Below are 12,952 nucleotides of genomic sequence, written 5' to 3' on the forward strand. Positions count from 1 at the left end.
CCACACCACCCACACACGAGGCAAGCCATGGCAGACATCCACATCGAACGCGAACACGCCCTGGGCCTGCCCGCCGCGCGCAAGCTGGCCTGGCGCTGGGCCGAACAGGCCGAGAACGAGTTCGACATGAGCTGCACTTACGAAGAAGGCGATGGCTGCGACGAAGTGCAGTTCACGCGCTCGGGCGTCAGCGGCACGCTCAAGGTGTCGGGCGAACGTTTCGAACTCGACGCCCGCCTGGGCTTTCTGCTCGGTGCGTTCAAGGACCGCATCGAAAGCGAGATCGTGAAGAACCTCGACACGCTGCTGGCGGCCAGGAAGCCGGCCGCCAAGGCGGCGGCCAAAAGAAGAAAGCCGGCTGAGCCGGCTTGACTTCTTCCAGAGCACCCGCGGAACCGGCTTTGCCGGGCCGCCAGGTGCGCCCCCCTGCAAGGGGGGTGACGCCGAAGGCGGCGCGGGGGGTCAGCTCAATTCTTCGATGAGGTCGACGTACTGCTGCATCGCGTCCTCGCTGCCCGTGCCCTTGAGGCCGTTCCAGGCGTCCCACTTGGCGCGGCCCACCATGTCGCCGAAACCGGGCTTCTTCTCGGCGTTGTCGCCGGTGGTGGCCTGCTTGTACAGCGCGTAGATCTTGAGCAGCGTGGCGTTGTCGGGGCGCTCGCTCAGGTTCTTGGAATTCGCCACCGCGGCGTCGAAACGGGACTTGAGATCGGCCATGAATGCTCCTGGTTTGAAATGAAACGCCCGGCGCGGGTCGGCCGGGCTTAGGGCTGTCCCGCTATCTTACGGTTTGGTCTGTCTGCACAATAGAGCCACAACCCCAAGACCCGCGGCACCGGCCTTTCAGCGGCCTGGTTCACGCACCCGAGGAGCATCCATGGTTCAACGCGTCGCCGCCCGGCCCGGCCCTTCCGCAGCGCGCCCACCCGCCACCGCCAAATCCCCGGTGGCCCTCGTGCGGGGCGCGAGCGCCTCGGTCCAGCAGGCGCTGGCGAGCACCCTGGGCATGGAAGGCGAGCGCATGAGCAAGGTGGACACCGCCTGGCTGCGCATGGACTCGCCGTCGAACCTGATGATGATCGTGGGCGTCTGGATCCTGCGCCCCGGCCTCACGCCGGACGCCTTGAAGGAACGCGTGCGCGAACGCCTGCTGCCCTACCCGCGCTTCGTGCAGATCGCGCGCGAGGACGCCGCCGGCGCGCACTGGTCCAAGGACCCGGATTTCCAGATCGATCGGCACATCGTCACGCACAAGCTCAAACGCCGGCCCGGCCAGACCGAGCAGGACGCGCTGCAGGACCGCGTGGGCGACCTCGCCATGCAGGCGCTGGACCCCGAGCACCCGCTCTGGCGCTTCGAACTGATCGAGCGCTACGACGGTGGTTCGGCCCTGATCGCGCGCATCCACCACTGCATCGCCGACGGCATCGCGCTCATCAGCGTGATGATGAGCCTGGTCGATGGCGGCGGCGCGCCCCCCGAGCGCCAGCGCCGCAAGCCCCCGAAGATCGGCCTGGACGGCGCCGAGGACTGGCTGGCCGACACGCTGATCCGGCCCTTTGGCGACATCACGGCCAAGGCATTGGAAGCCGCTGGCGGTGGCGCGGCGAAATCGCTCTCCATGCTTGCCGCTCCGCAGCAGAGCCTGAGCGACACGCTGGGCCAGGCGGTGGACCTCGCGCGCATGGGCGGCCAGCTCGCCAGCGACCTGGCCTCGCTGGCGCTGATGCCCGACGACTCGCCGACCCGGCTCAAGGGCCAGCCCGGCCGCACCAAGCGCGTGGCCTGGTGCGAGCCCATCCCGCTGGACGAGGTCAAGGCCATCGGCAAGGCCATGAACTGCTCGGTCAACGACGTGCTGCTGGGCTGCGTGGCCGGCGCCATCGGCGCCTACCTGCGCGGTCTGGGCGACGACACCGGTGGCAAGGAAATCCGAGCCATGGTGCCGATCAACCTGCGCCCGATGGAAGACGCCTGGAAACTGGGCAACCGCTTCGGCCTCGTGCCCCTGGTGCTGCCCATCGGCCTGGACAACCCGATCGAACGCGTGTTCGCGGTGCGCGCGCGCATGAACAACCTCAAGGGCAGCCTGCAGCCGCTGCTGACCTTCGGCCTGCTCTCGGTGGCGGGGCTGCTGATCAAGCCGGCGCAGGACGCCATGCTCAGCCTGTTCGGCCGCAAGACCACGGCGGTGATGACCAACGTGCCGGGGCCAGCAGCCAAGCTCAAGGTGTGCGGCGCCACGCTGGAGCAGACCATGTTCTGGGTGCCGCAGACCGGCACCGTGGGCCTGGGCGTGTCGATCCTGAGCTATGGCGGTGGCGTGCAGTTCGGCGTGATCGCCGACACCCAGCTGTGCCCGGACCCGCAGCAGATCATCGACCGCTTCGAGCCGGAGTTCGCCCGGCTGCTGACACTGACGCTGATGCTGCCCTGGGGCGAGGCCAAGGGCTAGTTCAGACCAAGGCCAGGCGTCGGTCGGCGATTTCCAGCAGGCCGTCGAAGATCAGGCTTTCCACCAGCTCCACCTCGGTGGACATGCTGGGCGCCATCTTCCAGCCCGCGCCCCCGGTCATGATGCAGACCGGCTGCTCGCCGCAATGGCGCCGCAGGTTCTCCACCATGCGCTGCACCGCACCGGCGATGGCGAAGGTGCCGCCGCTGGTGAGCGCGTCGCTGGTGTTGGTGGGAAAGTCGCAGACCTCGCCGGTGGGCACGTGCAGACCCGCCGTGCCCGACTCCAGCGCGCGCAGCATGATGCCGTGGCCGGGCAGAATGATGCCGCCCAGGAAGCGCCCCTCGATGTCGATGGCCTCGACCGTGACGGCCGTGCCCACCATCACCACCACGCAGGGCTTCGCAGGGCCCCGGGCGAGCAGCCGCTGGCGCGCACCGATCATCGCACCCCAACGGTCCGACCCCAGCCGGGCCGGGTGGTCGTAGCCGTTGACCAACCCCGCTTCGGCGCTGCTGGACACGACCCAGTGCGGCGTCACGTCCCACAGCTCGAGCTGCTCGCCGACCCGCCGCTTGACCGCGTCGCCAGCGACCACACAACCCAGCACCCATTGCGGGGCGGGCAGGTGGCGCCAGTCGCCGTCTTCCAGGGTTTCGATGTTTTCCAGAAACTGCGCACCGCTGGCCAACAGCGTGGCCCCCACGCGTGGCGCGTCGTAAAGGGCCCACTTGAGGCGGGTGTTCCCTACGTCCAGGGCCAGAAAAGTCATGCGCGGATTATGACCAAGCCACCGTGCCCGGATTGCCGCAGTGCAGCATGGGGCGCGGTGGGCGGGTTCAGATCAGTCCGATCCAGCAGGCGCGCTGCACGGCGGCCAGCTTGTTGTCGGTCTGCAACTTGGACATCGCGTTGGCGAGGTGGTAATTCACCGTGCGCTCGGAGCAGTCCATGCGCAACGCGGTCTCGCGCGCGGTCAGACCTTCGAAGGCCAGGTTGAGGCTTTCGAGTTCGCGCGGGCTCAGGCCCACGCGCTGCTCGGCGATGGTGCGTCGCAACATGGGCCACACGTTGAAGGCCGACCAAGCCAGCACCGCCGCCTCGGAGCGGTCGGCAAAGGCCCGTGGGCTGAACATGAAACACTCGAAGGCACGGCCCGCCGGCAGGCTGAAGGCCACGCGCACCAGTGTCTGGTAGCCGTGCGCCAGCCACAGGCGGCGCCAACGGCTCGACTGTTCGAACGAGGATTTGGAAATGTCCTGCCAGGCCACCAGCGGCGCATCGCTGTCGCGCCAGCCCGCGCCGAAGTCCCGGCTTTCGGCCAAGGCCTCCGCGGCCCCCACCAGCCGGGGGGGATGCACCGCCAGCACCTCGCGCTGATCCCGCCCACCCAGGGGGTTCGGACCAAGAACCAGCACGGCGTCCACCCCTTGATCGCGCAGCGCGCACACCCAGTCGGCCAGAATACCGTCCAGCCCGACACTGTCAAAGTTGACAGGCAGGGTCATGGTTGATAACACCCTGTTGCATACACAATGCCTGATGAATCAGGATGGGAGTCACGCGCCACAGGTGTTTGGCGATCGAAGGAGTGCATATTGTCTTTTGACCGGTTGTGGATGCTCAGCGCCAAAGCCCGCATGTGGCGGTGGGTGCTGGACGAGGTTGTCCACGCGCCTGTGGAGCCTATTTTGCACCCATCGCGGTACCGGCTGCTGTGGATCGGGGCATTCACGTTCGTCGGCCACCTGGTCATCTATGGCATTTGGGGCCATCTGGTGCCCCAGCCCTATGAAAATGTGTGGGCCCGCCTGGTGATGGCCTTCCTGGCACTCATTTATGTGTTGCCCCGGATTTCGCGCGACCCGTCGTCCACGGAAAGTGGGCGCCTCTTCAGCCTGCGCAACCTGGATCCAGCTGCCCTGGTTCTTCACCTGGATGTACTGGATGAACGGAGGCAATGCCGCCTGGCTGGGCAGCGTCGCCGCCATGATCCTCATTTATTACCACGCGACCGACTGGCGCCTGGCGACGCTCGGCCTGATCACCGGCGGCATCGCGGGCTGGGCCACGGCGGAGTTCTATGGCGGCAGCACCCGCCCGTTCGAGGAGCCGCTGGCGAACGTGGTGGTGATCACCTTCTCCTGGCTCATGGGCCTGATGCTGGGTTTCTCCAGCGCCAACCTGCGCCGCGCCCGCCTGCTCAACACGCTGAGCACCATGGGCGTGATGGCGCACGAGCTGCGCACGCCGCTGCGCCACGGTGAACCTCATGGGCGACGTGCTGCGCAACCTGGTGCAACACGACATCCCGGACCCCAAACGCAAGAAGCTGGAGGAACTGGCAACGCGGCTGCAGAACCTGGTGCGCAGCATGAACCGCCAGATCGACACCCAGATTTCCAACGCGCAGCTCATGCGCCTGCCGCGCGAGCAGTCCCTGATCATGGCGGCCGAGCTGGTGCAGGAGGTGGTGAACCAGTACCCCTACCGCTCCTCGCGGGAGCGCGACTGCGTTCAGGTGCACATCCAGAGCGACTTCTGCTTTTCGGCTTCCCGCCCGCTGTTCGCCCAGGTGCTCACCAACCTGATCAAGAACGCGCTGCACGCACTGGCCGCGGCCAGCACGGCACCCAGCCCGGGCGACCTGCGGGTGGACGTGGGCCTGCACCACGGCAAGGGCCGCATCGCCGTGTCGGACGACGGCATCGGCATCACGCACGAGCAGCAGCAGCGCATTTTCGAGCCCTTCTTCTCGACCCAGAGCGGGGCCGGCAACGGCCTGGGCCTGACCTTCTGCAAGAACGTGGTCGAGGCCGCCCATGGCCGCCTCAGCGTGCACTCCCAACCTGGGCTGGGCGCGGTCTTCATGATCGACCTCCCCCTCAACACATCTGCGGCCCAGACCTTGGCCGTCTCAGGCTGACCACGATGGCACTGACGATCTCACTCTTTCACCGCCCTGGCAGCGTCCTCTTCCTGGATGACGACACCGACTACCTGGAAATGCTGGGCATGGTCATCCCCTCGCACTGGCAGGTCGAGCTCTATTCACGCCCCTCGGGCTTCGCCGCCCGCATGCAGAACGAGCCCGCGCGCTGGGAGGCCGACGCTATGGCTCAGCTGCAGATGATCGAGCGCTGGCGGCAGGGTCAGCCGCTGCTGCCGCAGGTGTTGCGGTACTGGGCCGTGAGCGCCTCGCGCTACGAGCTGGCCCAGATCTGCGTGGTGGACTACGCCATGCCCGGCACCGACGGCCTGCGGGTGCTCAACACCCTGCTCGACTGGCCGGGCTCGCGCGTGCTGCTGACGGGCCAGGCGGACGAGCAGATCGCCATCCAGGCCTTCAACAACGGCCTGATCGACCAGTTCGTGCCCAAACAGACCACGGACATCACGCGCCACCTGCTCGGTGTGCTGCGCAAGCTGTCCCAGACGCCACACCCCCGGCTCAACACGCTGTGGCGTGCCGCCCTGCGGCCGGCGCAGCAGTCCATGCTGCAGATCCCGTCGGTGGCGCAGGCGCTGCGCGCGTACACCGAGCAGCACTGGGTGGAGTACGTGGTGCTCGGCGAGCCCTTCGGCCTGGTCGGCCTGGACTCCATGGGCAACTGCCACTGGCTGCAGCTCGAACCCACGGCTAGCCTGCCCGATCTGGCCGAGCTCGCGGGCTCGGCCGGGCTGGGCTTCGATGCCGTGCGCGCCGTGCAGGCCGGGCAACGGCTGGCTGCCGTGGAACTGCACCAGCAAATGGGCCTGCGGGGCCCGGTGCGGACCGCGCAGGCCTTCCCGGTCGGGGACGACGGCGTGCTCTCCGGCGCCCTGTTCAGCCTGGACCGCGCCGACCTGCCCCAGCCCATCTATGCCTACCGGCACTTTCTGGAAGCCCAGGGCGGGCGCGAGGTTCACGACACTTAGGGCCTGTCAACCCTATGCCGCCAGGGCCTCCTCCTGGGCGCCGGCCTGCACGCGGGCGCGCCGGGCACAAGGCCAATCCCAGGGTTTGACGATCGGCGCGATCTCGCGCGCCACCGCCTCCAGGTGATCGAGTTCGGCCTCGGTCAGCGCCGCGTTGAGCGTGAGTCGCACCAGGGCGCGCTTGCTGCTGGTGGCCGGGGCGCAGAAGATGGCGCCGAACACGCCGCGCTTTTCCAGCTCGTCGCGCAGGCGCATGGTGTCCGGCTCGGTGCCGGCTTCCAGCGAAATGATCTGCTCGGTGCCCTGGTGGATCCAGTAACCCAGGCCGCCCAGGGTGTCGCGCACCCGGCGGGTGATGGCCTTGAGGCGGGCCCGCTCGTCGTCGGCCTTCTGCAGCACCTCGACCGTGGCCCGCAGGCCGGCGATCTCATGGGGCAGCAGGCAGGAGCTGAAGATGTTGGGGAAGCTTGAGCTCAGGATGTAGTAGCGCATGCTGGCCGGTGCGGTGAAGAAGCCGGCGCGCCCCGCGACCGACTTGGCCAGGCTGGCGGAAATGAAGTGCACCCGGTCCGTCAGACCGAGTTCGGCGCACAGGCCCGCGCCGCCCGGGCCGTGCGTGCCCAGGGAATGCGACTCGTCGACCAGGATCATGCTGCCGTGCTTTTCCACCACCTCGATCATGGCTTCCAGCGGGCACACGGAACCGGTGGTGCTGTAGACCGAGTCCACCACCACCACGCCCGGGCCGTTCTTGGCCATGATCTTGTCCAGGTGGGCGGCGTCGTTGTGGCGGAAGGCAAAAGCCGGCGCGCGCGCGGCATGGGCCCCTTCCCACAGGGACGCGTGCGCCTGGGTGTCCAGGTACACCGGGGTGTTGGCGTCGGCGATGGACTGCAGCAGGCCGACGTTGGCCGAGTAGCCGGACTGGCAGACGAAGGCGTCTTCCTTGCCGACCCAGCCCGCCAGGGCCATTTCGAGCGCGCGCGTGGGGTGCTGCTGGAGGAGGAACACACCCGACTGCACCACGAACTCGCTGGACTTGGTGATGGCCTCGACCTGGGCCGCGACGATGCTCGGGTGGCCCGTCACGCTCAGGTAGTCGTTGCCGTCCAGGCGCACCGCATTGGGGCCGGGCGAAGAACCGTGCAGCACGAACTTGCCGCCCCAGTTGCCTTCCCAGCGGGGTTTGAAATCACGTTCCATCCGCTGAACCAGGGTGGCGGCCAGCGGTGGGTTCTTGTAAACGGCGTCTTGAGCGCGTTCCAGCGTTTCCATGGGATTCCCCTTAGCGGATAGAAAACCCCATTAAAAAAAGAAATCCGTGAAAAATCACACGACCCCTGTCAGGTTTGACAGGGGTTATGAGGCTTTCTTCTCAAGTTTCGGCTCGTTCTGCCGACAGGCGGTTACGCGGCGTAACAACCCTTGAACGGCTGGCTCAGTTCTGGCGCCAGGGCAATTCGCGGAACCGCCACCCCCCTTTGCGCCCCCGGTGGGCGTCGGCATCGGGGTCGCCTTCGAAGCCTTCGAGGATGTTGTAGGCCTCCAGCCCGAGCTCGGTGGCCCGCTTGGCGGCGGCAATGGAGCGCACGCCGCTGCGGCACAGCAGCACCAGCTTCTTGCCGCCGGCCGCTTCCCGCACCTGCTGATCGAAGGTCGGGTTCAGCGCCATGCCGGGCCACTGTTTCCAGGCGACGGGCACCGCGCCCGGCACAAAGCCCACCCACTCCCGCTCCGCGTCGGTGCGCACGTCCACCATCACCGCCTCGCCGCTCTGGACCCAGCGCCAGGCCAGTTCGGGCGATACGTCACCGGCGTAGGTGCCCTGGTGGGTGCCCGAGGGCGGCAGGGGCTGCATCTGCAGCGCGCCGTCGGCGTCGTGGCGCAGGCCGGACGTGAGGTTGGCCGGCACGGCCTCGTCGATGCGCCGGGGGCGCGGCAGGTTCAGCGAGTTCATCAGGGCCACGAACTCGGCCTCGGTCTTGCCCGCCACCCGCGTGTTGGTGGTTTTCTCGCGGCCGATGCTGGAACACGAACGGCCCTGGTAGTCGTGGCCGGGCCAGACGATGGTGTCGTCCGGCAGCGCGAACAGCACCTGGGTCAGGCTGCGGTACAGGGCCTCGGCACTGCCCGACTGGAAATCGGTGCGGCCGCACCCATTGATCAGCAGGGTGTCGCCGGTGAACACGTGGTTGCGCCAGAGAAAGCTCATGCTGCCGGCGGTGTGGCCCGGGGTGTGCAGGGCCTTGAGCACCTCCCCACCGAACTTCAGGGTGTCGCCATCCTGGAGCTGCACGCCCGCGGTGCCGATGCCACACCCCAGGGGCGCGGCGGTCTTGGCGCCAGCCAGCTCGGCCAGCCGGCCCGCGCTGGTGATGTGGTCGGCGTGGGCGTGGGTTTCCACCGTCCAGACCAGTTTGAGGCCGTATTCCCGCAGGGTCGCGAGATCGCGCTCGATCTGCTCGTCCACCGGATCGATGAGCAGCGCGTCGCGGCTGAGTTGGTCGAACAGCACGTAGGTGTAGGTGCTGGAGGCGGGGTCGAACAGCTGGATCGGTTTCATCTGAAAGCACAAGTGGAACTCGGGGGCCGACCATCATGCCCGAGGCTGGGCGTTATGGATTTTCAACAGGGCGTGAAGATATTTTCACGCCCATTTTTGGTGCTGGAACAGCCAAAAACAAGGGCTTGCAGCCACGTGCTATTCACTGGTCGGTGAAAACCCTGCGCTCCGCCGTGGCACCTTGGGCGCATCATCGGCGCCTCATCAACCCGACTGGAGACAACAGATGACTGACAAGAAGACCGTCACTTCGCGCCGAGGCATGCTCAAAGGCGCCGCCGTCGCGGCCGGCGCCATGTCCGTGCCCATGATTGCCACCGCGCAGACCACCACGCTGCGCTTCCAGAGCACCTGGCCGGCCAAGGACATCTTCCACGAGTACGCAGGTGATTTCGCGAAGAAGGTCAATGACATGGCCGGCGGTCGTCTGAAGATCGAGGTGTTGCCAGCGGGCTCGGTGGTACCGGCCTTCCAGTTGCTGGACGCGGTGGCCAAGGGCACGCTGGACGGCGGCCACGGCGTGGTCGCCTACTGGTACGGCAAGAACTCCGCCCTGGCCCTGTGGGGCTCCGGCCCGGGCTACGGCATGGACGCCAACATGGTGCTCGCCTGGCACAAGTACGGCGGCGGCAAGGCGCTGATGGAAGAGATCTACAAGAGCCTGAACCTCGACGTGGTCTCCTACCTGTACGGCCCCATGCCTTGCCAGCCATTGGGCTGGTTCAAGAAGCCGGTGTCCAAGGTCACGGACATGAAGGGCCTGAAGTTCCGCACCGTGGGCCTGGCGGTGGACGTGTTCACCGACATGGGCACCGCCGTCAACCCGCTGCCCGGCGGCGAGATCGTGCCGGCGCTGGACCGCGGCCTGATCGACGCGGCCGAATTCAACAACGCCTCCAGCGACCGCGTGCTGGGCTTCCCCGACGTCGCCAAGAACTGCATGCTGCAGAGCTTCCACCAGTCCGGCGAGCAGTTCGAGATCCTGTTCAACAAGACCAAGCTCAACGCCCTGCCTGCCGAACTCAAGTCCATCATCGAGTACGCGTCGGAAGCCTCCAGCGCCGACATGAGCTGGAAGGCCATCGACCGCAACTCGCAGGACTATGAAGCGCTGAAGAAGGGTGGCGTGAAGTTCTACAAGACGCCCGATCCGATCCTGCGCGCGCAGCTGGCTTCGTGGGACAAGACCATTGCCAAGAAGGCGGCCGAGAACCCCTTGTTCAAGAAGGTGCTCGACTCGCAGAAGGCCTTCGCGCAGCGCGCCGGCCAATGGCAGAACGACTACACGGTCGACTTCAAGATGGCCTTCAACCACTACTTCGCCAAGAAGAGCTGATCCCGGCACAGGGGAACGAGGGGCATGGCGCCGGCGCGATGCCCCCTTTTTTTGCCCGTTTCACCGCGCCGGCTGAGGAATCACGATGCAATCCATCTTGTGGACCATCGATCGGCTGTCCACGCTGATCGGCAAGGTCTTTGCCTGGTGCGCCCTCCTGCTGACGCTGCTGATCAGCTGGGAGGTGTTTTCGCGCTATGTGCTGAACGAACCCCACGCCTGGGTGCTCGACGCCCAGATCATGTTGTACGGCACCATGTTCATGACGGCCGGCGCCTACACCCTGTCCAAGAACGGGCACGTCCGGGGGGACGTGCTCTATGGTTTCTTTCAGCCGCGAACCCAGGCCACCGTGGACCTGGTGCTCTACATCGTGTTCTTCCTGCCCGGCATCGTCGCGCTGACCTGGGCCGGCTGGATCTACGCCGGCGAATCGCTCGCGATCCGCGAACAGACCTTCTCGGCCGACCCCCTGCCGCTGTACCCCTTCAAGTATGTGATTCCGCTGGCGGGCATCACGCTGCTGCTGCAGGGCCTGGTGGAGATCGTGCGCTGCGTCCAATGCATCCAGACCGGCGCCTGGCCGGCGCGTGAAGACGACGTGCAGGAAGTTGACGTCGAAAAACTCAAGGAAATGGTCAACGTGAAAGACGAAGACATCGCCGCACTCGACGCCGTGGTCGTCGCCCAGGAGAAAAAACAATGAAGTTGCGCAAGGAACTCTGGTTCGGCCTCAGCTTCATGGCCCTCATCGTGGTCCTGGCGGCCGTGGTGCTGCTGCGCGCCGAAACCATCACCCAGGGTCACCTGGGCCTGCTGATGCTCTCGCTGGTGGTCGTGGCGATCATGCTGGGCTTTCCCACCGCGTTCACGCTCATGGGCATGGGCATGCTGTTCACCTGGCTGGCCTACGACAGGGACGTCACGCACACGCTGGACCTGATGGTGCAATCGGCCTACAAGACCATGGCCAACGATGTGCTCATCGCCATCCCGCTGTTCGTCTTCATGGGCTACCTCGTGGAGCGCGCGAACCTGATCGAGTCGCTCTTCAAGAGCATGCACCTGGCCATGGCCCGGCTGCCCGGCGCGCTGGCAGTGCGCAACGCTGGTGACCTGCACCATCTTCGCCACGGCCACCGGCATCGTCGGCGCGGTGGTGACGCTGATGGGCCTGCTGGCCTTGCCGGCCATGCTGCGCGCCGGCTACAGCGTGCCGCTGGCGGCTGGCGCCATCACGGCGGGGGGCTGCCTGGGCATCCTGATCCCGCCTTCGGTGCTGCTGATCGTCTACGGTGCCACGGCCGGCGTGTCTGTGGTCCAGTTGTACGCTGGCGCGTTTTTCCCCGGGCTGATGCTGGCTTCCCTGTACATCGTGTACGTGATCATCGTGGCCAAGCTCAAGCCGCAATGGGCACCGCCGCTGAGCGCCGAAGAGCGCCAGGTCCACCTGCCCACGTTGACCCAGCGCCTGACCACCGACCCGACCGCCCACGCGGTGCTGGGCTTGCTCAAGGGCCGGCGCAATGCCGATGTGCCCCTGTCGCACCTGCTCAAGCAGATCGGCATGGCCGCGCTGCCCGCGCTGATCTTCGCTGCGGTGATGATCCCGAGCTACCAGGCGGTTACCACGGTGAGAGCCGAGGCGGTGTACGAGATCGAGGAAATCGGCGCCAGCCGCTCCAGCGCCTCCGAAGGCGGTGGCCTGGCCGAGCCCCCGGCCGAAGGGGGCCTGGCCGAACCGCCATCCGAATCGGGCGGCCTGGCCGAACCTCCGGCGGACCCCGATGTGCCCGAGTCCGCTGGCGCCCTGCAACCCCCTCCCGGTGCCGACGCCGCCGCGGCCGAACCCGCCGCTGCGGCGCAAGCAGCGGTCGAAGGGGTCGAGGTGGACGAAGAAATCGCCACGACCCAGCCCGCCCCCACCTGGTGGTGGGTGGTGTTTGCGGTCATGGGCGCGCTCGTCACCCTGTTCTACCTGTTCCTCAGCTTCGCCCGGCTTGAAATCTTCAAGATGCTGCTGGCCTCGTTCTTCCCGCTGGTGCTGCTGATCCTGAGCGTGCTGGGTTCGATCGTGCTGGGCCTGGCGACGCCGACGGAGGCGGCGGCCATGGGGGCGCTGGGCGGCATGCTGCTGGCAGCCGCCTACCGGCGGCTCAACATGGCCGTGCTCAAGGAATCGGTCTACCTGACCGCCAAGACCTCGGCCATGGTGTGCTGGCTGTTCGTGGGCTCGGCGATCTTCTCCGCGGCGTTCGCGCTGTTGGGCGGGCAGGCGCTGGTGGAGCAGTGGGTGCTCAGCATGGAACTCACCAAGATCGAGTTCCTGGTGATGACCCAGATCATCATCTTCCTGCTGGGCTGGCCGCTGGAATGGACCGAGATCATCGTGATCTTCATGCCGATCTTCATTCCCCTGCTGGCCCATTTCGACGTGGACCCGCTGTTCTTCGGCCTGCTGGTGGCGCTGAACCTGCAGACCGCCTTCCTCAGCCCGCCGGTGCGATGGCCGCCTTCTACCTGAAGGGCGTGGCCCCGCCGCACGTCACGCTGAACCAGATCTTCCTGGGCATGCTGCCGTTCATGGGCATCCAGATCCTGGCCATCGTGCTGCTGTACATGTTCCCCGGCATCGGCCTGTGGCTGCCGCAGCTGCTCTACAAGTGATCTGACGGGTTCG

The 12,952-nt window shown here is 66.8% G+C and carries 12 protein-coding genes and 2 pseudogenes; 7 read left to right on the forward strand and 7 right to left on the reverse strand.

All coding sequences use genetic code 11. The annotated features are described in order from the left end of the window. Nucleotides 1–27 precede the first annotated feature (27 nt). Nucleotides 28–372: a polyhydroxyalkanoic acid system family protein gene (locus ACFJI0_RS19420; RefSeq protein WP_382321946.1), complete on the forward strand. Its 345-nt coding sequence runs from the start codon at nt 28–30 to the stop codon at nt 370–372. A gap of 90 nt (nt 373–462) precedes the next feature. On the opposite strand, the gene ACFJI0_RS19425 is transcribed toward ACFJI0_RS19420, so the two are convergent. Beyond that, nucleotides 463–717: an acyl-CoA-binding protein gene (locus tag ACFJI0_RS19425; RefSeq protein ID WP_382154125.1), complete on the reverse strand. Its 255-nt coding sequence runs from the start codon at nt 715–717 to the stop codon at nt 463–465. Nucleotides 718–1,021: 304 nt separating this feature from the next. On the opposite strand from ACFJI0_RS19425, the gene ACFJI0_RS19430 reads away from it, so the two are divergent. Beyond that, on the forward strand, nt 1,022–2,455 hold the full coding sequence (locus tag ACFJI0_RS19430) for a wax ester/triacylglycerol synthase family O-acyltransferase (protein ID WP_382325735.1): 1,434 nt from the start codon (nt 1,022–1,024) through the stop codon (nt 2,453–2,455). A 1-nt stretch (nt 2,456) separates the two neighbouring features. On the opposite strand, the gene ACFJI0_RS19435 is transcribed toward ACFJI0_RS19430, so the two are convergent. The 3 genes from ACFJI0_RS19435 to ACFJI0_RS19445 all read right to left on the reverse strand — a co-directional run bounded on the left by ACFJI0_RS19435 (nt 2,457) and on the right by ACFJI0_RS19445 (nt 4,704). Next, nucleotides 2,457–3,227, reverse strand: a complete 771-nt coding sequence (locus tag ACFJI0_RS19435; protein WP_382321948.1) for a type III pantothenate kinase — start codon at nt 3,225–3,227, stop codon at nt 2,457–2,459. A 67-nt stretch (nt 3,228–3,294) separates the two neighbouring features. Then, the gene (locus ACFJI0_RS19440) at nt 3,295–3,963 is read right to left on the reverse strand and encodes a helix-turn-helix transcriptional regulator (RefSeq protein WP_291111076.1); all 669 of its coding nucleotides are present in this window, start codon (nt 3,961–3,963) and stop codon (nt 3,295–3,297) included. A 573-nt stretch (nt 3,964–4,536) separates the two neighbouring features. Next, nucleotides 4,537–4,704 carry a hypothetical protein gene (locus ACFJI0_RS19445; RefSeq protein WP_382321949.1) on the reverse strand — a complete coding sequence of 56 codons (168 nt, stop codon included), beginning with the start codon at nt 4,702–4,704 and terminating at the stop codon, nt 4,537–4,539. 23 nt (nt 4,705–4,727) lie between these two features. On the opposite strand from ACFJI0_RS19445, the gene ACFJI0_RS19450 reads away from it, so the two are divergent. Together ACFJI0_RS19450 and ACFJI0_RS19455 are read left to right on the forward strand one after the other, a co-directional pair. Then, nucleotides 4,728–5,381: a sensor histidine kinase gene (locus ACFJI0_RS19450; RefSeq protein WP_382325737.1), complete on the forward strand. Its 654-nt coding sequence runs from the start codon at nt 4,728–4,730 to the stop codon at nt 5,379–5,381. 5 nt (nt 5,382–5,386) lie between these two features. Further along, entirely contained in the window at nt 5,387–6,373 is a 987-nt protein-coding gene (locus tag ACFJI0_RS19455) for a response regulator (protein WP_291111072.1), read from the forward strand. A 12-nt stretch (nt 6,374–6,385) separates the two neighbouring features. On the opposite strand, the gene cqsA is transcribed toward ACFJI0_RS19455, so the two are convergent. The 3 genes and pseudogenes from cqsA to ACFJI0_RS19470 form a co-directional block, all read right to left on the reverse strand. Next, nucleotides 6,386–7,648 carry an alpha-hydroxyketone-type quorum-sensing autoinducer synthase gene (cqsA, locus tag ACFJI0_RS19460; protein ID WP_291111070.1) on the reverse strand — a complete coding sequence of 421 codons (1,263 nt, stop codon included), beginning with the start codon at nt 7,646–7,648 and terminating at the stop codon, nt 6,386–6,388. Nucleotides 7,649–7,811: 163 nt separating this feature from the next. Further along, a complete protein-coding gene (locus ACFJI0_RS19465) occupies nt 7,812–8,231 on the reverse strand; it encodes a rhodanese-like domain-containing protein (RefSeq protein WP_382325739.1) in 420 nt (139 codons plus the stop codon). Between the two features lie 24 nt (nt 8,232–8,255). After that, a pseudogene (locus tag ACFJI0_RS19470) lies at nt 8,256–8,936 on the reverse strand (MBL fold metallo-hydrolase); the annotation flags it as partial. A 226-nt stretch (nt 8,937–9,162) separates the two neighbouring features. On the opposite strand from ACFJI0_RS19470, the gene ACFJI0_RS19475 reads away from it, so the two are divergent. From ACFJI0_RS19475 to ACFJI0_RS19485, 3 genes and pseudogenes are all read left to right on the forward strand, one after another. Continuing rightward, nucleotides 9,163–10,272, forward strand: coding sequence for a TRAP transporter substrate-binding protein (locus ACFJI0_RS19475; RefSeq protein ID WP_382321950.1), 1,110 nt, complete (start codon nt 9,163–9,165; stop codon nt 10,270–10,272). An 85-nt stretch (nt 10,273–10,357) separates the two neighbouring features. Continuing rightward, nucleotides 10,358–10,978, forward strand: coding sequence for a TRAP transporter small permease subunit (locus ACFJI0_RS19480; RefSeq protein WP_382321951.1), 621 nt, complete (start codon nt 10,358–10,360; stop codon nt 10,976–10,978). Further along, nucleotides 10,975–12,939 (forward strand): annotated as a pseudogene (locus ACFJI0_RS19485) (TRAP transporter large permease subunit). Before ACFJI0_RS19480 ends, ACFJI0_RS19485 begins: the two are co-directional and overlap by 4 nt. The last annotated feature ends 13 nt before the right edge of the window (nt 12,940–12,952 follow it).

It is taken from the genome of Hydrogenophaga sp. UC242_53, assembly GCF_042696965.1.
GTDB lineage: Bacteria > Pseudomonadota > Gammaproteobacteria > Burkholderiales > Burkholderiaceae_C > Hydrogenophaga.

Coding starts and splice junctions, on each gene's coding strand:
- ACFJI0_RS19475 (WP_382321950.1), top strand. CDS start 9,163: ATGACTGACAAGAAGACCGTCACTTCGCGCCGAGGCATGCTCAAAGGC.
- ACFJI0_RS19435 (WP_382321948.1), bottom strand. CDS start 3,227: ATGACTTTTCTGGCCCTGGACGTAGGGAACACCCGCCTCAAGTGGGCC.
- ACFJI0_RS19480 (WP_382321951.1), top strand. CDS start 10,358: ATGCAATCCATCTTGTGGACCATCGATCGGCTGTCCACGCTGATCGGC.
- cqsA (WP_291111070.1), bottom strand. CDS start 7,648: ATGGAAACGCTGGAACGCGCTCAAGACGCCGTTTACAAGAACCCACCG.
- ACFJI0_RS19450 (WP_382325737.1), top strand. CDS start 4,728: ATGGGCGACGTGCTGCGCAACCTGGTGCAACACGACATCCCGGACCCC.
- ACFJI0_RS19430 (WP_382325735.1), top strand. CDS start 1,022: ATGAGCAAGGTGGACACCGCCTGGCTGCGCATGGACTCGCCGTCGAAC.
- ACFJI0_RS19455 (WP_291111072.1), top strand. CDS start 5,387: ATGGCACTGACGATCTCACTCTTTCACCGCCCTGGCAGCGTCCTCTTC.
- ACFJI0_RS19425 (WP_382154125.1), bottom strand. CDS start 717: ATGGCCGATCTCAAGTCCCGTTTCGACGCCGCGGTGGCGAATTCCAAG.
- ACFJI0_RS19440 (WP_291111076.1), bottom strand. CDS start 3,963: ATGACCCTGCCTGTCAACTTTGACAGTGTCGGGCTGGACGGTATTCTG.
- ACFJI0_RS19465 (WP_382325739.1), bottom strand. CDS start 8,231: ATGCAGCCCCTGCCGCCCTCGGGCACCCACCAGGGCACCTACGCCGGT.
- ACFJI0_RS19420 (WP_382321946.1), top strand. CDS start 28: ATGGCAGACATCCACATCGAACGCGAACACGCCCTGGGCCTGCCCGCC.